Raw genomic sequence first — 21,315 nt, forward strand, 5'->3', positions numbered from 1 at the left:
ACAAAGGTGAATGAATCAACAAATGAGTTTTACAACGTGTATGAAGTATTCAGCAAGAAAACAGATAAATCTCCGTTTCAGCATAGTTTCAGCCTTTTAGCACCGAACGCAGATATGGCTCTCATCATGGCAAAAGAGAACTTCTTCAGAAGAGAAACGGTCGCTGACATTTGGGTTGTGAAAAGAGAGAATATCAGGGGACTTAACCAAGACGAAAGAGAGATGCTGAAACGTCTTGATAAACAATATAGAGAAACAAAAGGATATGGCTATCTGAAGAAGAAGTGGCGTGACTACAACCAGGAGCAGTTTACCGAACAGCACATCCTTGGCGGAAGGGGAGACAATTCATGACACAGGAAACGTTAAAACCACAAGAGAAGAAAGCGTTGATCGAGTTGCTGTATCAACTGGCAGACGACGATTTTCTTCTTGCGTTCCGCGGATCGGAATGGCTAGGTCTCGCACCGCACATCGAAGAGGATGTTGCGTTTTCATCGATCTCACAAGATATGATGGGGCATGCAAACCTTTACTATAACTTGCTTGAAGACCTTGGAGAAGGAGAAGCAGACAGAATTGCTCACCTCCGATCACCTGATCAGTTTCGAAATGCGATCATCTTAGAAGAAGTGAACGGACCCGGCACGTACTTAAAAGAACCAGATTACGACTGGGCGTTTACCGTTGTACGAAACTACTTTTACGCGGTTCACAAGCATATTCGTCTAGACTCATTGCGTCACTCTTCTTATGAACCTCTAGCAGAAGCGGCCCATAAAATCATGACAGAGCAGTATTACCATCTGATGCATTGGGAGATCTGGTTCAAGCAGCTTATGACGAGTACAGATGAAGCGATCCTGCGAATGACAGCAGCCATCCAAAAGGTTTGGAAAGACTTTGGCGGAGTTCTTACGCTCGGACCGTATTATGAAGATATCGTAAAGGCGAACTTCATCGATGATGAGAACGTAATGAAAAAGAGATGGAACAACAAGATTGAAGCTGTCTTAAAAGAAGTAGGTGCATCTTATCCGGGTGAACCACGCATGGAAAGAGGCAACGGTCGAAACGGTGTCCACACCGAAGACTTAAAACAAGCCACTTCAACACTGTCTGAAGTTTATGCAACAAATCCCGCTACTGGCTGGTAAGACGATTTAGAAAGGAGATGAACCACGTGTCCGAATTGAAAAGCAGCATGACTGAAAGTGTGATGGACGCGCTTGGGGATGTAAAAGATCCTGAAATCGCCTCTGTCAGTATATTGGATCTCGGAATGGTGCATGAAGTTGATGTGACAGATGGAGCAGTGAAAGTATCTGTTCTTCCTACGTTCTCTGGCTGTCCAGCTCTTCACATCATTGAACGAGATATAAAAAAAGTGGTTGAAAATGTAGAAGGAATTACTTCAGCAGAAGTGAAATTTGTATTTACACCATCGTGGACAACAGACCGCATTACACCCGAGGGACGAGAGAGATTAAAAGAGTTCGGTATCTCACCGCCACCAGCTAACCATGTGATGGGTGAGCCTTGGGAGATCGATTGTCCGTATTGTGGATCAACATACGTAACGATGGAAAACATCTTTGGACCAACAGCCTGCAGAAGTATCCTATATTGCAAGTCGTGCAAGAACCCGTTTGAAGCGATGAAACCTGTTGCTGATATGGGGTAAGACAAAAGATGAGTTTAAAAATAGGGAGGAAACACACATGGTAAAACTAATCGCACTTTACAAAACACCGGAAAACTTGGAGCAGTTCGACGAGCACTATTTTGGACATCATACAGAGATCACAAAAAAGATTCCTGGACTTCGCAAAATGGAAGTAACAAAAATTGTAGGCTCTCCGATGGGCAAAAGCGACTATCACATTCTTTGTGAGATGTACTATGACGATCATGATGCGTTAAAAGCGGCTATGAAGTCTGATGAAGGGAAAGCTTCTGGTAAAGACTTGATGAGCTTTGCAGCTGAACTCGTAACACTTATGATTGGTGAGGAAATCAATGAGTAATTACGAAACAATTCTAACCTCTATTGAAGATGGGATCGCCTCCATTCAATTAAACAGGCCGCGTGTATTAAACGCGATCAACCGGCCGATGGTTACGGAACTATTAGATGCTTTTGAAAGCTTTGACCGTAATGATGAGGTAAAAGCAATTGTTTTAACAGGTAGCGAGCGTGCATTTGCAGCCGGTGCCGACATTGATGAGATGAAAGAAGATACAGCGGTCTCTCTTGAACTATTAAACCAGTTTAAAGAATGGGATCGACTCGCAACAATCAAAAAGCCGATCATTGGTGCCGTCAATGGCTACTGTTTTGGCGGAGGTTTTGAACTGGCATTATGCGCAGACATCCTCTTCGCAGCAGAAAACGCACAGTTTGGATTTCCGGAGATCAAACTTGGTGTGATGCCTGGTGCTGGTGGAACAGTAAAACTTACAAAACTGATGGGTCAAAAGAAAGCACTTGAGTGGCTTTGGCTCGGTGATCCGATGACAGCGGATGAAGCACTTCAATATGGCGTAATCAACCGTGTGATCGCACCAGAACTTGTAGTGGACGAGGCGAAAAAGTATGCGAAGATTGTAGCTTCTAGAGCGCCGTTATCTACGCGTTTAATAAAAGAGACGGTTTATAAGTCTATTGATTATTCCACACACGAAGGCATGCAGTTCGAACGTAAAAACTTTTATCTATTATTCTCGTCGCAGGACCAAAAAGAAGGCATGCAGGCTTTTGTTGAAAAGCGTCCAGCAGAATTTAAAGGGAAGTAGGGGGATATGAACATGTTTGAAACGATCAGCTACGAAACTAGAGGGAAAACGGCTTGGATTACTTTAAATCGTCCTGATAAGCTTAATGCTTTCACTTCACTCATGCATAAGGAAATGGTTTCAGCGATAAAAGAAGCCAACAAAGATAGCAATGTGAGAGCGGTTGTTATAACGGGTGCTGGACGTGCGTTTTGCTCTGGTCAAGATCTAACAGGTTCACCAGAGGGCGCTGATTACGGTGATGTTCTTCGTAAAGGATATAACCCTATGGTGCAAGCATTAGTTGCCATGGAAAAGCCAGTCATCGCAGCTGTGAACGGGGTAGCAGCTGGTGCAGGAATGAGCCTCGCTCTAGCTTGTGACTTCCGTATCGCAAGTGAGAAAGCGAGCTTTATAGAAGCGTTCATCCATGTTGGTCTCGTACCTGACTCTGGGAATCTGTACTTCTTGCCTCGTTTAGTCGGTCATGCAAAAGCGATGGAGCTAGCTGTGTTAGGTGAGAAGATCACCGCTCAACAAGCGAAAGAGTTTGGTCTCGTTACTAAAACGGTTAGTGAAGAGGAGTTCATGCTCGAAGTGGAAACGTTCGCTGAGAAACTAGCAAACATGCCAACAAAAGCAATTGGCCTCATTAAACGCTATATGAATAAAAGCTGGGAAAGCGATTTGAATGAAGTGTTAGAATATGAAGCACAAGCGCAAAAAATTGCTGGAGAGTCAGCGGATCATCAAGAAGGTCTGCATGCATTTATAGAAAAGAGAAAACCTGCATTCACAGGAAAATAGACATCTAGACTAAAAGGAGTGGAGAACATGAGTACAAAAACAGAAGTTAAAGCGGTAAAACGTGACGTATATGAAATGGTGATAGGCGGACAAAGTGTTGGTGGATCTGAGGGCGAATACTTTGTTACATATAACCCGGCAACAGGTGAACCATTAGCGAAAGTAGCAAAAGCAACAAAAGCTGATGTGGATTCTGCTGTAAAGGCTGCAAGAACTGCTTTTGAAACAGGAAAATGGAAGCGCTCTCCTGTAAATAAACGTTCTCGCACGATGAACAAGATTGCTAGTATCATGCGTTCTCGTTTCAACGAACTTGTTGAGCTTGAGATTTTAAACAGCGGAAAATCTTTAAGTGCTGCACAAGGACAAGTCATGCAAGCGATTGAAGATTTTGAGTTTTACGCTGGGGCTATCGTAAGCCACCGTGGTGCTGTAAACCCTATGCCAGGGCCTTTCATGAACTACACGTTAAAAGAGCCTCTAGGCGTTTGTGCACAGATCATTCCTTGGAACTACCCGATGATGATGGCAGCATGGAAAATTGCACCGGCGATCGCAACAGGTTGCTCTGTCATCTTAAAGCCGGCTAGCTTAACACCACTTACAGCGATCGTAATGACAGAAATCTGCCACGAAGCAGGTGTTCCTGAAGGTGTTGTAAACATCATTACAGGTGATGGAGCTACAGTTGGTTCATACCTTGCTGAACATGAAGGTGTTGATAAAGTAGCGTTCACTGGTGAAACAGGAACAGGAAAAGACATCATGGCAAAAGCATCTCAAACGTTAAAACGTGTAACACTTGAACTTGGCGGGAAATCTCCTAACTTAGTTTTTGCCGATACAGATCTTGATGCAGCAGTTGACGGCTCGTTATTCGGTATTTTCTATAACACAGGTCAATCTTGTGAAGCACGTTCTCGCTTGTACATTGAGGAAAGTATCTATGACGCGTTCATGGAAAAGTTCGTTGAAAAAGCGAAGAAGCTTGTACTAGGTAATCCACTTGATCAAGGTACACATGTTGGTGCGATCATTTCAGAACGCCAGCTTGAAGTAATCGACGGCTACGTGAAATCTGCTGAAGAAGAAGGAGCAACAATCCTTCTAGGCGGAGGACGTGCAAAAGTGGACGGTTATGAAAGCGGTCATTGGTATCTTCCAACGATCATTACGGATGTAAACGAAGACATGAAAGTGGTTAAAGAAGAAATCTTCGGACCGGTTGTCGTTGTATCGACGTTTAAGGACGAAAAAGAAGCTGTGAAACTAGCAAACAACACAGACTTCGGTTTAGCTGCAGCGATCTGGACGAAAGATCACGCAAAAGCAACGCGAGTAGCAGGCATGATTCAAGCTGGAACGATTATGATCAACTCACCGTTCTCAGCATTCCCAGGAACACCGTTCGGTGGCTACAAGCAATCAGGTTTTGGCCGCGAGCTATGCATCGAGACACTCGATCTTTATTCAGAAACAAAGAGCGTCGTGTCCTACACAGGATCACGTCCGTTGAATCCTTTTAATCTGTAAAAACAAAATAACTGTTTATTTAAGCTTTGTTGCTTGTGGGAGAGTTGATTTCCGTTTCAGATGCTCGCTTTCCGCGGGGCAGGCGGTGAGCCACATTTGAAGCGTTTCACTCTTAAGTGTCTCACCTGCCGGCCTGTCCCGCAGGAGTCTCGCATCTTCCACTACAATCACCTTTAACAGAAGGTTTTAAAGCTTTTCTGTCAGTGATTTATTTAGTAAAGAACAAAACAAAAGCGAGCCTTAGTGCTCGCTTTTTATACAAGAATTTGCTGCAAAGAGATTTGAATTACTACTTCATTGAATAGTTAATTGGAGCGGAAAGGCGAGACTCCTGCAGGATGAGTGGGACAGGTGAGACCGTTCAATGACGCAAAGCGGCGAATGGGCTCACCGCACACCCTGCGGAAAGCGAGCCTTGCAGCGGAAATTAAACTCCTTCAAAAGCAGTATTGCATACAAAACGTTAAACATTTGTTTAAAAGAAAGGCAGGAGAGACTATTGTTACAAAATGCTGTAGTCATCGGATCTGGTGTGATGGGAAGAGGAATCGCCTACGTGAGCGCAGTTGGCGGTTTTGATGTTCAGCTCGTAGATGTAAAAGAAGAACAACTCGAAAATGCAAAAAAAGAGATCGATTCTATTTTTTCAAAAGCAGTATCTCGTGGAAAGTTATCACAAAGTGTAGCTGAAGAAGCGCAAGCAAGACTTTCATATGCTACGAATCTATCAGCAGCGGTGAGCGGTGCAGATCTAGTGATCGAAGCTGTTCCAGAAAACATAGAGATCAAGCGTGCTGTTTTTGAAGAACTAGACCGTTCTGCACCAGAGCATTGTGTCCTTGCGACAAACACTTCAACGATGAGTCCGACAGAAATAGGATCATTTACGAAACGTCCTGAAAAAGTAATCGCCATGCATTTCTTTAATCCGGTCCATAGAATGCCACTCGTCGAGATCGTTCGCGGACATGAAACAAACGATGAAACGGTTGAACTTGCTAAGGAAGCAGCTGTGAAGATGGGAAAAGAAACCGTAACGGTTAACGAGTTCCCAGGATTCGTTACAAGCCGAATTTCAGCTATGATTGGGAATGAAGCATTCTATATGCTGCAAGAAGGCGTTGGTACGCCAGAAGACATCGACAAAGCGATCAAACTTGGTTTGAATTTTCCGATGGGACCATTCGAACTTGGCGATTTAGTAGGTCTAGATACACGACTGAATAACTTAAACTATCTTCATAAAACGTTAGGTGAAAAATATCGTCCGGCACCACTATTAGTGAAGTATGTTAAAGCGGGAAGACTTGGCCGAAAGTCAGGTAAAGGGGTATACGACTACACCACGGAAGATAACGGGGTGAAAAAGTGATGAGAGAGGTTGTCATCGTTGATGCTGTCCGCACGCCTATAGGGCGATATAAAGGTGGACTAAAAACGGTTCGCCCCGATGATCTAGGAGCAGTAGTAATCAAAGCACTTGTTGAAAGAAACCCTGAACTTCCTGTCCACGAGATCGAAGAAGTAATATTCGGAAACGCAAACGGAGCAGGAGAAGATAATCGTAACGTGGCAAGAATGTCCGCTTTACTCGCAGGACTTCCTGTTGAAGTTGGGGGAACGACGATCAACCGTTTATGCGGATCTGGTATGGATGCGGTCATTTACGGTGCTAGAGCCATCTTGGCTGGTGAAGGAGATATCTTCATCGCGGGTGGAACGGAGAGTATGACACGCGCACCACTCGTGATGGGAAAGCCTGAAGTCGACTATCCTCGTGGGGATATGAAAATGTTTGATACGACGATCGGGTGGCGTTTTGTGAATCCGCTTCTGCATGAAAAGTTCGGTACAGATTCTATGCCTGAAACAGCAGAGAACGTAGCGAAGAAATATGGAATTACAAGAGAAGAACAAGATCAGTTCGCTTTTGATTCTCAACAGAAAGCAAAAGAAGCTATCAAACAGAACCGTTTTAAAGAAGAGATCGTTCCTGTAAGATTAGTAGATCGAAAAGGAAACGAAACGTGGGTTACAGAAGATGAACACCCTCGTCCTGAAACATCGCTTGAAAAGCTAGGTACACTTAAGCCATTGTTTAAAGATGGAAGTGTCACAGCAGGAAATGCGTCTGGCGTGAACGATGGAGCTTCTGCCTTACTTTTGATGAGCCGTGAAAAAGCGGATCAGTTAGGATTAATACCTCTGGCTCGATATGTCTCATCCGGTGTTGCAGGTCTTGAGCCCGCTATAATGGGTGTAGGACCGATTGAAGCCTCCAAAAAAGCACTGAAGCGGGCAGGTATCTCTATTGCTGACCTCGATTTGGTGGAGTTGAATGAAGCATTTGCGTCGCAATCACTAGCCTGTATGAGAGAGTTAGGATTAGATTCTAGCAAAGTTAACGTGAACGGCGGTGCAATTGCGTTCGGCCATCCGCTAGGGGCTAGTGGTGCGCGTATTTTAACAACGCTTATTCACGAAATGAAAAAACAAGGATCGCACTACGGTCTAGCAACAATGTGTATCGGTGTTGGTCAAGGGATTGCTTCTGTAATTGAAGCGATCAATGAATAGGAGGGACATCTAGCATGAGTGCTATTTTATACGAAGTAAAAGATTATGTTGCCTATGTAACTTTAAACCGTCCAGAAGTTTTAAACTGCTTTAACTTTTCAACGTTAAAAGAGCTAGAAGAAGTCGTAGAAGACATTCATCACAATAATGATGTTCGCGTTGTGATTTTTACAGGTGCAGGGGAAAAAGCATTCAGTGCAGGAGCCGATCTAAAAGAACGCCGTACACTGAGTGAATCTGAAGTAAGAAGAAATGTACGTAAGATCCGCGATGTGTTCTCTGCTGTTGAAGCGTTGCCGCAGCCTACGATCTGTGCGATCAATGGCCATGCTTTTGGAGGAGGCTTCGAGTTAGCTCTTGCTTGTGATCTGCGGGTTTCTGTGAGAGAAGCGTCGATGGGTCTGACAGAACTTAGTTGGGCGATCATTCCTGGTGCAGGAGGAACTCAGCGTCTTCCGAGACTGATCGGTCAAGCGAAAGCGATGGAACTGATTTTAACAGCGAAAAAGATGATGGCGGAAGAAGCATTTTCATATGGCATCTTAAATCAAGTAACGTCAAGAGAAGAATTGATGGCGGTTTGTGAAAATTATGCTGGTCTTATTATGAAGAATGGACCAGTAGCCGTTCAGCAAGCCAAGTATGCAATCAAGCATGGAACAGAAGTTGATCTGCAGACAGGACTTGCGATTGAGGCAAAAGCTTATGAAGTGACGATTCCTACAAAAGATCGAATGGAAGCACTTGTCGCATTCGGAGAAAAAAGACCCCCAGTATTTAAGGGAGAGTAACTTGTTTCTGTCTGTATAAATCCACTATCATTGCAAGAGTAAGTCGATCGTATATGTTCACGAGGAATACTTGAAAGACTTGATGTTAGTCACGTTTTCTTTATGATAGGATTGTACAGACAATAACAGGTACAAATGAGGGTATGAACATGCAGAATAGTTTAAACACACGCTCGATGATCTTCACCTTATACGGAGATTATATCCGGCATTATGGAAGTGAAATATGGATCGGCAGCTTGATTCGGTTGTTAGAAGAGTTTGGCCACAACGAACAGGCCGTAAGAGCAGCGATTTCAAGAATGAATAAGCAAGGCTGGATCGCAGCAAGAAAACAAGGGAATAAAAGTTATTATTTCTTAACCGAACGCGGAAAGAAGCGTATGGATGAAGCCGCCAAGAGAATTTTTAACGCGCAACAAGAACCGTGGAACGGCGAATGGATGATGTTCACTTATACGATCCCTGAAGAGAAAAGAAGCATCCGTGATGAGCTTCGAAAAGAATTAGTCTGGAGCGGGTTTGGGTTGCTAGCAAACAGCTTTTGGATCTCTCCGCACGCATACTCTGATCAGATTCAATCAATGATCGATAAATATGAGATCAAAGACTATGTTCATTCGTTTACAGCCGTATACAATGGGCCAAACGAGAATGAAAAGCTAGTTTCTGAGTGTTGGGATCTAAATGACATCAACGAGAAATACAACGAGTTCATCGTAACGTATTCTCAAAAATATGTGATCGATAAGAATAAGATTGAAAAAGGTGAGATGACAGATGGAGAGTGCTTTGTAGAGCGCACAAAACTTGTTCACGAATACCGTAAGTTCTTATTCATCGATCCAGGTCTACCGAAAGAGCTACTTCATTCAGAATGGCTAGGTGATCATGCAGCTTCACTCTTTAGTGATTATTATCGTGCACTAGCAGGACCTGCAAGTCGTTTCTTTGAGAGTATCTATTCGGATGGAAACGATCTAAAGAAAGATTCAGAGTTTGATGCTCTTAATCATCCTCTTATTCAGGAGAACCGGTCATAAAAAAAGGCTGTTTTCGTAAACTTTGTTGCTTTTGGAAGTATTGATTACCGTTCCAGGCTGCTCGCTTTCCACGGGGCAGGCGCTGAGCCACATTCGTCCGTTTCACTCTTAAGTGTCTCAGCTGCCCGCCTGTCCCGTAGGAGTCTCGCACCTTCCACTATAATCAATTGTCAAATGTGACAAGGAGTTCAAAGCAACAATCTTTTAGAAAAGAGCGTAAAAAATTAGGCTAGATACAACTAAAAAAGCACTTTCGCAATCTATTACACGAAAGTGCTTTTCTACTATTTTTTTAATTCATCACGGAACTGCTTACCTTTTTCATAATACGTGTCGATCGTAAGCTGAATCAGCTTTAGATCATCGTCGTTCAACTCGCGTATGATTTTACCGGGTGAACCCATGACCATTACACGCGGCGGTATTTTTTTGCCGGGAGGAATTAGTGTATTTGCACCGATGAAGGCTTGTTCACCAATTTCTACACCATCAAGAATGGTAGAACCCATCCCAACGAGTGCACCTTTTTTTATCGTACATCCGTGCAGGATGACGTTGTGACCGATCGACACTTCATCTTCTAGAATGAGAGGATACCCTTCATAGAGGTGTAACGTGCAATTGTCTTGAACGTTTGTCTTTTTACCGATTGAGATTGGTCCTTCATCACCTCGAAGAACGGAGTTAAACCAGATGCTTGCTCCTTCTTCTACTGTAACGTCGCCAATCAAGTGGACCCCAGGCGCGATAAAAGCGCTTTCATGAACATCTGGTGTTTTACCATTAAACGTGTATTTCATAATGAGCCTCCCTTGGAACAGGTTATAGGTTCAGTATAACAAAGGTTAGAATGGGAAGTGGAGAAATTGAATTCCATCTGTGAATTGTTAAACATTCAGTATCCGATCCTTCAAGGCGGAATGGGAAATGTTAGTAATGCAGAACTGGCTTCTGCGATATCGAATGCAGGTGGATTAGGCACGATCGGTGCTGGTACGATGTCACCTGAAGAGGTAGAAAATTTGATAATTGCAACAAAGGGGATGACAGACAAGCCATTTGCTGTTAATGTACCTTTAACCGTTGCATCAAATGTAAAAGAAATTCTTAGACTTCTGATCAAGTATAAAGTGGAAGTTGTTTCCTTATCTGCAGGCAATCCAGCTCCATACATACCGAAACTAAAGGAACACGGCTTAAAGGTTATCTGTGTAGTGGCTTCTGTCTATCATGCTAAAAAAGCTGAAGCAGCAAGGGCAGATCTGCTAGTAGCTGAAGGCTATGAAGCTGCGGGACTTAACTCACCGTATGAGACAACGACAATGGTTCTGTTGCCGCAAGTATCCAAAAGCGTACAGATCCCGGTTATCGCTGCTGGAGGTATTGCTGATGGGAGCGGTATGGCAGCTGCCTTTGCTCTTGGTGCCCAAGGTGTTCAGATGGGAACTCGATTCATTGCAACAAAGGAAGCACCTTTTCATGAGAGATACAAGACTTCCTTAGTAGAGGCAGATGATACTAAAACGTTAATCGTTGGTCGCTCAACTGGAAAGATCAGAAGAATTTATGATACACCTTATGCTCAAAAGTTGATTCAACTTGAAAAAAATGGCGTCTCACCTGAAGAGTTTATTACACACACCTCAGAGGATCATCATATTTTAGGAGCTGTAAAAGGGGACTTGGAGAACGGTTTTATCAATAGCGGTCAGATCGCGGGTATGGTTTCAGATGTGCCAAGCGTAAAAGATCTGCTCGAGACCATGATGAAAGAAGCAAGAGAAGCAGTAAGTATGTTAAACAATCGTTTCATTTAATTCAGCAGTAATAGTAACAGGAGGGTGTATGTAATTATGAATCAGCAAGACCAGTGGACGTCAAAGTTAGCCTTTATTCTAGCTGCAGCAGGATCAGCAATCGGACTAGGAGCGATTTGGAAATTCCCTTATGTTGCCGGTACTAGTGGCGGAGGAGCCTTTTTTATCCTCTTTTTATTGTTTACGTTTCTAATCGGTTTTCCACTATTGATGGCTGAGTTTGTTATCGGTCGAGGTGCACAAAAAGAGGCGGTTTCTGCTTATCGAAAGATCGCACCAGGTTCTGCATGGCCTTGGTTAGGCAGAATGGGTGTAGCGACAGCATTTATCTTATTATCATTTTACAGTGTAATCGGTGGATGGATCGTACTCTACCTTGGTAAAAGTTTTTCCGGGGACTTCTTTAATCATGACTTTAGTCAGATGTTCGGAGAGTCAATCTCAAGTACATGGCCCGTTTTGATCTCTCAGTTCATCTTTATGATGATCACGATTTTCGTTGTAAGTCGCGGGATTAAGAACGGTATCGAAAAAGCAAACCAAATTATGATGCCAGCTCTTTTTGTTTTGTTTGCCGTATTGATCATTCGTTCTCTTACACTTGATAATGCGATGGAAGGCGTAAAGTTCTTCTTGTTTCCTGACTTTTCTAAGATCGGTGGAGACGATATCCTCTTTGCATTAGGTCAATCTTTCTTCTCATTAAGTGTAGGTATCTCTGTTATGGTAACGTACAGCTCGTATTTGAGTAAAAAAGAAAGTCTTACAAAATCAGCAACAACGATCGTATTGCTGAACGTCTTGATTTCGTTATTAGCAGGGTTAGCGATCTTCCCGGGTGTATTTTCATTAGGTCTAGAGCCAACAGAAGGACCTGGATTGCTGTTCGTTGTACTTCCTGCTGTATTTGATCAGATCGTTTTCGGACAATTATTCTTTATCGTGTTCTTAGCATTGTTCTTGTTTGCGACCCTTACATCAGCTTTCTCGATGTTAGAGATCATCGTTGCATCAATCACAAAGGGTGAATTAGAGAACCGTGCAAAATGGTCATGGATCATTGGTATCCTTATCTTTGCATTCGGAGTACCATCTACTTTGTCTTATGGCGTATGGTCAGACTTCACGTTGTTTGACAAAATTATCTTTGATCAACTCGACTATTTAGTTAGTAATATCCTGCTTCCTTTAGGTGCGTTATTCATCGCGTTGTTTGTAGGATATCGTTATCCTAGAGAGATGCTGCTTCAAGAATTTAGAGCAGGTTCTTCTGTTTCGGTAAAAGGCTTTGCGCTATGGCTCATGCTGATCCGTTACGTTGTTCCTGTTGTCATCATCATCGTATTCGTTAACATGCTTGGACTTTTTTAAAAGGAAATTAGAAAGAAAGGCGCGGACCATAATTGGTTTTAGCGCCTTTTTTGTGTTAATAATAGAATTTGTAAAACATAGAAGTAAAGTGAAGTGAAGGGAAGTTTTATACATGCTAAAAAACAAAACAGCAGTAGTAACAGGAGCAACTCGAGGGTGCGGTAAAGCTATAGCAGAAAAGCTAGGAACATTAGGAGCAAAATTAGCGATCGTTGGTTCTTCTGATGGTATTTTCAAAACCGGTGAAGAGTTAAAAGCTAAAGGTTTCGATGTTCTTGCTATAAAAGCAGATGTGACGAAAGAAGCGGACGTAGCAGAACTGTTTAAACAAACGTTTGAAACGTTTGGAAACATTGATATTCTAGTAAACAATGCTGGAATTGGCCAGTTTAAATTGGCAGAAGAACATTCATTAGTAGACTTTCAAAAAATGTTTGAAGTCAACGTACAAGGTGTATTCTTATGTAGTACAGCGGTTGTTCCACATATGAAAGAGCGAAAAGAGGGAACGATTATCACGATCTCATCAGATGTGGGTCGCAGAACGATTGCGAACGGCTCTGTCTATACAGCTACAAAGTACGCAGTTCAAGGATTTTCGGGGTCTCTTGCACAAGAACTCAGAGAATTTGGAGTTCGTGTAGGTACTGTAAATCCAGGAGCGATCGATACGTACTTTGCTGATTCTGAACAAGGTCTTGATTTTAAAGAAGATTGGCTAAAAGTAGATGATATCGCAGAAGCTGTAGCGTATATGGCAAGTGCACCAAAGCACATGGTCGTTGATGAGATCATGCTTCACCCTCTTTCTCAGGAATATCCGAACGTATAATACGAGGAGGCGATCTGGATTGAAACTAGATCAGGAAGTGTTATCCATTGAAGGTTCAAAATCTGTAAAGCTAGATGAGCTGTTTGGTAATAATAAAACATTCGTTGTGTTAGTCAGACATCTTGGCTGACCATATTATCAAGAGTTCCTTGCGCAGTTGCGTGAGTCATTTGAGGAGTTTGAACGTCTAGATGTTAAAGTTGTTGTCGTAGCACCAGCAAATCGTGAACAGATTCAAGAATTTATGAATGTACATGGACCATTTCCATTTGAAATCTACGGTGATCCGGAGCTTGAGCTATACGAGGAAATGGGAAACCACCATATGACGACTTTGAAAAGCATGTTGTCTGTAGGGGCGGATCTTTTAAAAGGCGAAGTGAAGGTAAGTGACATTGTGCCTAAAGATAAGAAGGAAAGAAAGCATTTTTTAAGCGCAGTGAAAAATCAAGATGTGAACATTCAAGGAAGTTCATGGCTGTTTGATCGAAATGGAGAGGTTTTGTGGAAGCACGTGGATGATACTCCTGAAGATCATGCAAAAATTGACGAAGTATTAAAGCAGTTGCGGAAATGATAAGAATAAAGCTGATATAGCATGGGCTATATCAGCTTTTTTATGCGGTAGATAGGTTCCGCTGAACTTAATCATATAAAAAATAGCGTCGATCACATAAAAATAGTGATCAATCACATAAAAAAGAAGATGAATCACATAAAAATAATCGTCGATCACATAAAAAAGGAGTAGCAGATATCAGCTCTTTATAAAGTCTTACTTACACTGCCCGGCCTGCGGTTCTCCTCAGACTTGATCCACGAACGAATGCCTCTGCCAGCAAACGGCTCATCATCAAATCGAGGGATGATATGAAAATGTGCGTGGGGAATGCTCTGTCCTCCTACTGGATTTACGTTCCATCCCGTGCTGTAGCCATCAGGTGCAAACTCTGAGTCTAGCAAGCTTTTTGCTTGCTGCATCAAATCATATGTATCTTTCCATTCTTTTTCACTTAAATCAAATACAGTCTCTTTATGAGCTTTTGGAATAATCAATCCCGCACCTTGTAAAATGTCTTGAGCTCTCGGACTTTGCAGAAAATAGCAACTCTCATTCTCAAATACTATTTTTTGTTCAGGAAAACTCATGGGATCACAAAATATACAATCATCCATTAATAAAAACACCTCCAGAACCATTTTTACACATTTTTCATATTTCTCACAAGTCAAACAATTCTGGGGATTCATTGACCAGATATCACACAAAATGTTATGATTACGTTAAGAAAACGTTATATAAATTAGATGAAAGATATGAGGTGTGTGCATGAAATCAGGCATGAAGGTCGGCCATAGTGCGACCATCAAAGCTACCGTTACACCCGATATGTTTGCTCAATTTGAAGGAAAGCTTGTCCATCCAGCCTATTCAACGGTTAGCATGGTCTATCATATGGAGTGGGCAGCGAGACAGATTATATTGCCATATCTTGAAGAGCACGAAGAAGGAATCGGCGGTGGAGTTGCAGCCAAGCATATGGCTCCGACACCAGAAGGCGCTGAGCTTACTGTAACGGCCACGTTAAGAGAAGTTAAAGGCAAAGCTGTCATATGTGATGTGACCGTCTATAACGGTAAAGCAGTAGCAGGTGAAGGAGAAGTAACACAATATATTCTGCCACGAGAAGCAATCTCACAAAAAATTAAAGAAATGAAGATTTAAGTTTTTTTATCCAAAAATGAAAGCGCTTACACTTTAAAGCAGCAAAGTGAAGAAGGAATAGAGTAATTAGAGACATACTAGGGGGATTTACACATGTTTGAAAAAATATCACAGCATGAGCAAGTTGTTTTTTGTAACGATCCATCAACAGGTCTCAAAGCGATTATCGCTATACATAACACAACATTAGGCCCTGCACTCGGGGGATGCCGAATGAGACCATACGGATCGGTGGATGAAGCACTTGAGGACGTTCTGAGACTGTCAAAAGGCATGACATACAAATGCGCTGGAGCCGATGTTGATTTTGGTGGAGGAAAATCGGTCATTATCGGTGACCCCACGACTGATCGTACACCAGAGTTGTTTCGTGCATTCGGACAGTTTGTAGATTCTTTAAACGGTCGCTTTTATACAGGAACGGATATGGGTACGACACCTGATGATTTTGTTCACGCATTAAAAGAAACGAATTGTATCGTCGGGGTACCCGAGGAATATGGCGGCAGCGGCGACTCTTCTGTTCCAACAGCACAAGGAGTTATATACGGCCTTCAAGCTACGATTCAGACTCTCGAAGGAACAGATGAATTAGCAGGGAAATCTTATTCGATACAAGGGTTAGGAAAAGTAGGGTTTAAGGTCGCAGAGCAGCTGCTCGCTGCCGGTGCACAGATCTATGTAACGGATATTAACGAAAAAGCGTTAAAGATGATTCAAGAACGAGCAGAACTGTTGCCTGGAAATGTGGAGGTAGTCGAGGCAAGTGACATCTACGGCGTGGATGCAGACATCTTCATTCCTTGTGCACTCGGAGGAATCATTCACAACGAGACGATCGAACAGTTGAAAGTTAAAGCGATCGTAGGTAGTGCCAACAATCAGCTTTTAGAAGATAAACATGGGCTTTACCTGCAACAAAAAGGAATTCTATACGGACCGGATTATATTGTGAACGCTGGTGGGCTCATCCAGGTAGCTGATGAGCTATATGGACCGAATAAAGCGCGTGTCTTAACTAAGACGAGAGCGATCTATGACAGTCTGATACAGATCTATAGTGAGAGCACGAAAAAACAGATATCTACGATGGAAGCAGCAAATCTTTTCTGTGAGGAAAAACTTGCAGCTCGTTCAAAACGAAACAGCTTTTTCGCTCACAACCGAAGACCAAAATGGCAAGTTCGAAACTAAGGAGGGAACCTATCCATGGAAAAGTTATTTCCAAAGATGCAGATCATTAACGAGAACGGTGAGTGGAATGACGAAACATACCGCGGTGAGATCACAGAGGAACTAACGAAAGAACTTTATACGAAGATGCTTCGTTCGAGGCTTTTCGACCGTAAAGGAGTAAACCTGCAGCGTCAAGGACGAATCGGTACGTATGTTCCTTTTGAAGGGCAAGAAGCGTCACAGATTGGAAGTGCAATGGCGATGGGTGAAGGCGATTGGATGTTCCCGACTTATCGAGATCATGCGGCAACGATGACATTTGGTCATTCGCTAAAAACGCTTTTTCTCTATTGGAAAGGCCGCCAAGAAGGATGTACCCCTCCAGAAGGGAAGAACATTTTTCCTCCAGCCGTTCCGATCGCATCACAGCTTCTTCATGCGACGGGCGCCGCATGGGCTGAAAAGTTAAAAGGTACAGATCGTGCTTCTATTGTTTACTTTGGAGACGGTGCAACATCAGAAGGTGATTTTCACGAAGGCTTAAACTTTGCTAGCGTGTTTAACGCACCTGTTGTTTTCTTTAATCAAAATAACGGATTCGCGATTTCTGTACCGATTGAAAAACAGATGAAAAGTAAAACGATCGCACAAAAAGCAGTAGCGTATGAAATGGAAGGCGTTCGCTTAGACGGAAATGATGTGTTTGCCGTCTATTTCCACACACGTACAGCAGTCGAGCGTGCAAGAAAAGGGGAAGGACCAACGTTGATTGAAGCTGTAACGTGGCGTTATGGAGCACATACGACAGCAGATGATCCTTCGAAATATAGAAACCAAGAAGAATCTGTGAATCGTCGTGAAACGACAGATCCAATTCTAAGACTTGAGCGATTTATGAAGAACGAAAACATGTGGGATGAGAAATGGGCAGCTGACCTTCAAGAATCACTAACGCTTGAGATCGAGGCAGCAGTTAAAGAGATGGAAGAAATACAATCACCGCATTATAACGACATGTTTGATCATGTGTTTGCAGAAAATCCGTGGCCGATCGAAAGCCAAAAAGAAGCATACGCTCATTCAAGAGGTGATCGCTAATGACAACGCTAGTAGATACGAAAAAACTAACGATGGTTCAAGCTGTAACAGACGGTATGAGAGTGATGATGAAAGAGCACGAAAACGTTATCGTTCTTGGTGAAGATGTTGGACAGAACGGTGGAGTGTTCCGTGCAACAGATGGGCTTGTTGCTGAGTTCGGAGAGAACCGAGTAATTGATACACCACTTGCAGAATCTGGCATCATCGGAACGTCAATTGGGCTTGCGATGAACGGTTTTAAGCCGATCGCAGAAATGCAATTCCTTGGATTCATATATCCAGCGTTCAATCAAATCATGACTCATGCTTCGCGAATACGTGCGAGAACACTAGGACATTTTACAGTGCCAATGGTCATTCGGGCACCGTTTGGAGCAGGCGTGCGAGCACCTGAAATCCATTCTGATTCTGTTGAAGCTTTATTTACGGGGATGCCAGGAATGAAGGTTGTTGTTCCATCTAATCCGTATGACGCAAAAGGAATGCTTGTTTCAGCGATTGAAGATCCTGATCCTGTACTCTTCCTAGAGCCGATGCGCTGTTACAGAAGTACGAAGATGGATGTTCCTGAAGGAAAGTATAATGTTCCACTTGGAAAAGCCGCTCGCCTTCAAGAAGGAAACGATGTAACAATTTTTGCTTATGGTGCCATGATCGAAGTCGTTATGAAAGCCGCAAAATCAGCAGAAGAAAAAGGGATCAAGTGTGATGTTATCGATCTTCGTACACTTTATCCATTAGATAAAGAAATGATCGCTGAAAGTGTACAAAAAACGGGTCGTGCCGTCATTGTTCATGAAGCACCTGGAACAGGTGGACTCGGAGAAACGATCATGTCGTTGATCAATGATACATCCTTCCTGTATATGAAAGCTCCAATTGAACGCGTAACAGGTTTTGATACGCCGGTTCCGATGTTTGCGCTAGAAGATCATTATTTGCCAAGTGCGGATCGTGTTGTTCAAGCTATTGAAAAAGTAACGCAATTTTAGGAGGTGAGTGTGAGTGGTAGAAGTTAAATTGCATGATATCGGTGAAGGAATGCACGAAGGAGAAGTTATACACTTTTTCGTAAAAGCCGGAGACTCCGTAAAAGTTGATCAGCCTTTAGTAGAGGTTCAAACGGATAAAGTAACGGCCGAACTTCCTTCACCAGCAGCCGGAACGATTAAAGATATCAAGGTAAAAGAGGGAGATGTCGTAACTGTCGGCTCTGTTATCTTAACAATTGATGCTGCATCTGCTCCATCTTCTCAAAAAGGAGAAGAAGCTACAGAAAGTAAAGATCAGCCTGTCGTTGAAAAAATCGTTAAAGCACCAAGTCACACTGCCTTTGCAGGCGGTATAGCCACACTGAACAAACGTGTTCTAGCTGCTCCTTATACAAGAAAAATCGCACGTGAAAATGGCGTGGATATCGAACAGATCGTGGGTACAGGACCTGGTGGACGAGTGACAGATCAGGATGTTTATAACTATATTGAACAGCCTTCAGCATCAGTAACAGAGGTAACTTCAGATCGTTCTGTGGAAGAAAAAGCGACTGCTTCCACTCGAGTGTATTCAACAAGTGAACCGGAAGAGATTCCTTTTAAAGGACGCAGGAAGCAGATTGCAAAGAAAATGGTTCAATCTCTTGCGACGATTCCACACGTTACACATTTTGAAGAGATCGATGTTACAGCTGTTATGGATCTGAAGAAACAGCTGAAAGCGATGGATCCAGATAACAAGCGTGGGATGAACGTATCTGTTGCAGCGTTTTTCGTAAAAGCGATTCAGATCGCATTAAAAGATTTTCCGATTTTTAACGCAAAGCTAGATGAAGAAAAAGAAGTTATTCGTCTTGAGAAAAATGTGAATATAGGCATCGCAACCGACTCTGATGAAGGGTTGATTGTACCAGTGATTCAAAAAGTCGAACAAAGAAATATACGAGACATCGCGGTTGACATGAAAGACAAGATCACACGTGCTAAGACGAACAAGCTGAAAGGTTCTGATCTAACAGGAAGCACGTTTACTATTTCAAACGTTGGTCCGCTCGGCTCGATTGCGGCGACACCGATCATTAATCACCCAGAAGTAGCGCTGATGGCTTTTCATAAAACAAAGAAAACGCCTGTTGTGATCGGAGATGAGATCGTGATTCGTTCTATGATGAACGTATCTATGTCGTTTGACCACCGCGTTGCAGACGGCGCAACGGCTGTCATGTTCACGAACCGCGTAAAAGAACTCATCGAGAATCCTTACTTCATGACACTGGAGCTGATATAGATGGTTGTAGGTGATTTTGCAACAAAACGACAACTCGTTATTATCGGAGGCGGACCTGGCGGATACCATGCCGCGATTCGTGCCGCTCAGCTTGGAATAGAAGTTACGTTGATTGAAAAAGAAAAGCTTGGCGGCGTTTGCCTTCATAAAGGGTGTATTCCTTCAAAGAGCCTTACTCAGTCTGCTTCTAATTTTTCAAGCCTTTCTCAGTTTAAAAACATGGGAATTTCAGTTTCAGAAGCAAGTTTTGAATATGATACATTCTCAAACTACTTTTCTTCGGTCGTGACTGGACTGCAAAAGGGGGTAGAAGCCCTGATAAAAGCAAACAAGATCGAGCATTTAACAGGTACAGCATCTTTTATGTCCGGTGAAAGAATAGGTATCGACTCTGGTCATCATTTTGAGATGTACGAATTTGAGCACGCACTCATCGCGACTGGAAGTTCACCATTATTGCCAGACCAGACAAAGCTATCTCATAGAATCATGACACCCCATACGTTATGGGAGTTGGATGAGCTTCCTGAAAGTCTATTCATCTATGGATACGATTACTTTGCGCTTGAAGCAGCCATGGCTTACAAGCAGCTTGGAAGTGAAGTTACGTTAGCTATTCCAAGTGATGGATTTGGTCTAGACGCTAGCATTGAAAAAGAACTGCAGCGTGTACTAAAGAAAAACAAGATAAAAGTATTTAAGAATCATCTATGGGAAAGTGCTGAAGAGATGGCTGATTCAGTAACCGTATCTTTGAAAAAAGACGGTGATGAAAAAGTTTCTGTTGAGACTTCTCATGTTTTGTTTGCCGCTGGCTATTCGCCAAATGTGGAGGGCCTTGGACTTGAAGCGATCTCGATCGAACGTGACCAGAGCGGTTTTATTATCGTAAATGAACATAGCCAAAGTTCTGTTTCTAACATTTACGCAGCCGGTGACTGTACGATCGGAATGAAGTTAGCTTCAAAAGCGATCAAACAAGGAAAGACTGCAGCTGAACATATGGCAGGAATGCAGTCTGCGTTCAATTTAAGCCTTGTTCCTTATGTGGTGCACACGAATCCGCCGATTGCTTCCGTTGGTCTGACAGAAGAGCAAGCCCGAGCTGAAGGCTATGAAGTGAAGACGGGACAGTTTTCCATGAGTGGCAATGGCTTTGCTTCTATTCTTGGTCAAAAAGAAGGTCTGTCCAAAATGGTGATGGACGCGAAGAGTGATGTCGTGCTTGGCATTCACGTGATGGGAGCTGGTGCTGTCGAAATGATTCAAGCTGGAACGTTCGCACTTGAGATGGTTGCGCGTGAAGAAGATCTGTCCTACCCCGTTTATGCGCATCCAGCTTTGAACGAAGCTTGGCTTGAAGCGATTGAGAGCGCGAGCGGAAAAGCGATTCATGTACCTCCAGCTCGCAAAAAAGAGAAAAGCTCTGTATGAGTGTTATGATGATGTAAAAAACGGTCTTGTGGGCCGTTTTTTTGTTGAGGTT

The 21,315-nt window shown here is 43.0% G+C and carries 23 protein-coding genes; 21 read left to right on the top strand and 2 right to left on the bottom strand.

All coding sequences use genetic code 11. The features are described from left to right. The first annotated feature begins 6 nt into the window (after window positions 1-6). The 11 genes from paaB (at window position 7) to paaX (ending at window position 9,526) form a co-directional block, all read left to right on the top strand. A complete protein-coding gene (gene paaB / locus ABE65_RS03770; protein WP_066391438.1) occupies window positions 7-354 on the top strand; it encodes a 1,2-phenylacetyl-CoA epoxidase subunit PaaB in 348 nt (115 codons plus the stop codon). Further along, the gene (gene paaC, locus ABE65_RS03775; protein WP_066391442.1) at window positions 351-1,157 is read left to right on the top strand and encodes a 1,2-phenylacetyl-CoA epoxidase subunit PaaC; all 807 of its coding nucleotides are present in this window, start codon (window positions 351-353) and stop codon (window positions 1,155-1,157) included. Before paaB ends, paaC begins: the two co-directional genes overlap by 4 nt. 47 nt (window positions 1,158-1,204) lie before the next feature. After that, the gene (paaD, locus tag ABE65_RS03780; RefSeq protein WP_419471044.1) at window positions 1,205-1,684 is read left to right on the top strand and encodes a 1,2-phenylacetyl-CoA epoxidase subunit PaaD; all 480 of its coding nucleotides are present in this window, start codon (window positions 1,205-1,207) and stop codon (window positions 1,682-1,684) included. A 37-nt stretch (window positions 1,685-1,721) separates the two neighbouring features. Then, the gene (locus tag ABE65_RS03785) at window positions 1,722-2,027 is read left to right on the top strand and encodes an EthD family reductase (RefSeq protein WP_066235887.1); all 306 of its coding nucleotides are present in this window, start codon (window positions 1,722-1,724) and stop codon (window positions 2,025-2,027) included. Continuing rightward, window positions 2,020-2,796: an enoyl-CoA hydratase/isomerase family protein gene (locus ABE65_RS03790; protein WP_066391446.1), complete on the top strand. Its 777-nt coding sequence runs from the start codon at window positions 2,020-2,022 to the stop codon at window positions 2,794-2,796. Before ABE65_RS03785 ends, ABE65_RS03790 begins: the two co-directional genes overlap by 8 nt. A gap of 12 nt (window positions 2,797-2,808) precedes the next feature. Further along, window positions 2,809-3,582: an enoyl-CoA hydratase-related protein gene (locus ABE65_RS03795; RefSeq protein WP_066391448.1), complete on the top strand. Its 774-nt coding sequence runs from the start codon at window positions 2,809-2,811 to the stop codon at window positions 3,580-3,582. 27 nt (window positions 3,583-3,609) lie between these two features. Beyond that, on the top strand, window positions 3,610-5,115 hold the full coding sequence (locus ABE65_RS03800) for an aldehyde dehydrogenase family protein (RefSeq protein WP_066391450.1): 1,506 nt from the start codon (window positions 3,610-3,612) through the stop codon (window positions 5,113-5,115). A 499-nt stretch (window positions 5,116-5,614) separates the two neighbouring features. Further along, a complete protein-coding gene (locus tag ABE65_RS03805; RefSeq protein ID WP_066391452.1) occupies window positions 5,615-6,487 on the top strand; it encodes a 3-hydroxyacyl-CoA dehydrogenase in 873 nt (290 codons plus the stop codon). Next, complete coding sequence (locus ABE65_RS03810) at window positions 6,487-7,692, top strand: acetyl-CoA C-acyltransferase (protein WP_066391453.1); 1,206 nt, start codon at window positions 6,487-6,489, stop codon at window positions 7,690-7,692. The genes ABE65_RS03805 and ABE65_RS03810 overlap by 1 nt, the downstream gene beginning before the upstream one ends. Window positions 7,693-7,706: 14 nt before the next feature. Next, window positions 7,707-8,483, top strand: coding sequence for an enoyl-CoA hydratase-related protein (locus ABE65_RS03815; RefSeq protein ID WP_066391454.1), 777 nt, complete (start codon window positions 7,707-7,709; stop codon window positions 8,481-8,483). A gap of 149 nt (window positions 8,484-8,632) precedes the next feature. After that, window positions 8,633-9,526, top strand: a complete 894-nt coding sequence (gene paaX / locus ABE65_RS03820) for a phenylacetic acid degradation operon negative regulatory protein PaaX (RefSeq protein ID WP_066391455.1) — start codon at window positions 8,633-8,635, stop codon at window positions 9,524-9,526. Window positions 9,527-9,810: 284 nt separating this feature from the next. Here the strand turns inward: paaX and ABE65_RS03825 are convergent, their stop codons facing one another. Continuing rightward, entirely contained in the window at window positions 9,811-10,326 is a 516-nt protein-coding gene (locus ABE65_RS03825) for a gamma carbonic anhydrase family protein (RefSeq protein WP_066391456.1), read from the bottom strand. Window positions 10,327-10,392: 66 nt separating this feature from the next. Between ABE65_RS03825 and ABE65_RS03830 the strand changes: the two genes are divergently transcribed. The 4 genes from ABE65_RS03830 to ABE65_RS03845 all read left to right on the top strand — a co-directional run bounded on the left by ABE65_RS03830 (window position 10,393) and on the right by ABE65_RS03845 (window position 14,123). Continuing rightward, complete coding sequence (locus tag ABE65_RS03830) at window positions 10,393-11,343, top strand: NAD(P)H-dependent flavin oxidoreductase (RefSeq protein WP_066391457.1); 951 nt, start codon at window positions 10,393-10,395, stop codon at window positions 11,341-11,343. A gap of 36 nt (window positions 11,344-11,379) precedes the next feature. Next, window positions 11,380-12,714 carry a sodium-dependent transporter gene (locus ABE65_RS03835; RefSeq protein WP_066391459.1) on the top strand — a complete coding sequence of 445 codons (1,335 nt, stop codon included), beginning with the start codon at window positions 11,380-11,382 and terminating at the stop codon, window positions 12,712-12,714. 112 nt (window positions 12,715-12,826) lie between these two features. Further along, complete coding sequence (locus ABE65_RS03840; protein WP_066391461.1) at window positions 12,827-13,546, top strand: SDR family oxidoreductase; 720 nt, start codon at window positions 12,827-12,829, stop codon at window positions 13,544-13,546. Window positions 13,547-13,703: 157 nt separating this feature from the next. Then, entirely contained in the window at window positions 13,704-14,123 is a 420-nt protein-coding gene (locus ABE65_RS03845) for an AhpC/TSA family protein (protein ID WP_066391463.1), read from the top strand. 188 nt (window positions 14,124-14,311) lie between these two features. On the opposite strand, the gene ABE65_RS03850 is transcribed toward ABE65_RS03845, so the two are convergent. Continuing rightward, window positions 14,312-14,722 carry an HIT family protein gene (locus ABE65_RS03850; RefSeq protein WP_066391465.1) on the bottom strand — a complete coding sequence of 137 codons (411 nt, stop codon included), beginning with the start codon at window positions 14,720-14,722 and terminating at the stop codon, window positions 14,312-14,314. A gap of 154 nt (window positions 14,723-14,876) precedes the next feature. Between ABE65_RS03850 and ABE65_RS03855 the strand changes: the two genes are divergently transcribed. From ABE65_RS03855 to lpdA, 6 genes are all read left to right on the top strand, one after another. Further along, window positions 14,877-15,272, top strand: coding sequence for a thioesterase family protein (locus tag ABE65_RS03855; RefSeq protein ID WP_066391470.1), 396 nt, complete (start codon window positions 14,877-14,879; stop codon window positions 15,270-15,272). A gap of 93 nt (window positions 15,273-15,365) precedes the next feature. Further along, window positions 15,366-16,466 (top strand): Leu/Phe/Val dehydrogenase, encoded by a 1,101-nt coding sequence (locus ABE65_RS03860; RefSeq protein ID WP_066391471.1) that lies wholly within the window; start codon window positions 15,366-15,368, stop codon window positions 16,464-16,466. 15 nt (window positions 16,467-16,481) lie between these two features. Next, window positions 16,482-17,546: a pyruvate dehydrogenase (acetyl-transferring) E1 component subunit alpha gene (gene pdhA, locus ABE65_RS03865; RefSeq protein ID WP_066391473.1), complete on the top strand. Its 1,065-nt coding sequence runs from the start codon at window positions 16,482-16,484 to the stop codon at window positions 17,544-17,546. Beyond that, window positions 17,546-18,541 carry an alpha-ketoacid dehydrogenase subunit beta gene (locus ABE65_RS03870; protein WP_066391477.1) on the top strand — a complete coding sequence of 332 codons (996 nt, stop codon included), beginning with the start codon at window positions 17,546-17,548 and terminating at the stop codon, window positions 18,539-18,541. The genes pdhA and ABE65_RS03870 overlap by 1 nt, the downstream gene beginning before the upstream one ends. Window positions 18,542-18,554: 13 nt before the next feature. Beyond that, window positions 18,555-19,829 carry a dihydrolipoamide acetyltransferase family protein gene (locus tag ABE65_RS03875; RefSeq protein ID WP_082861271.1) on the top strand — a complete coding sequence of 425 codons (1,275 nt, stop codon included), beginning with the start codon at window positions 18,555-18,557 and terminating at the stop codon, window positions 19,827-19,829. Further along, window positions 19,830-21,263: a dihydrolipoyl dehydrogenase gene (gene lpdA, locus ABE65_RS03880; RefSeq protein WP_066391478.1), complete on the top strand. Its 1,434-nt coding sequence runs from the start codon at window positions 19,830-19,832 to the stop codon at window positions 21,261-21,263. Window positions 21,264-21,315 lie beyond the last annotated feature (52 nt).

Origin of the sequence: Fictibacillus phosphorivorans (assembly GCF_001629705.1) — a bacterium.
Lineage (GTDB): Bacteria > Bacillota > Bacilli > Bacillales > Fictibacillaceae > Fictibacillus > Fictibacillus phosphorivorans_A.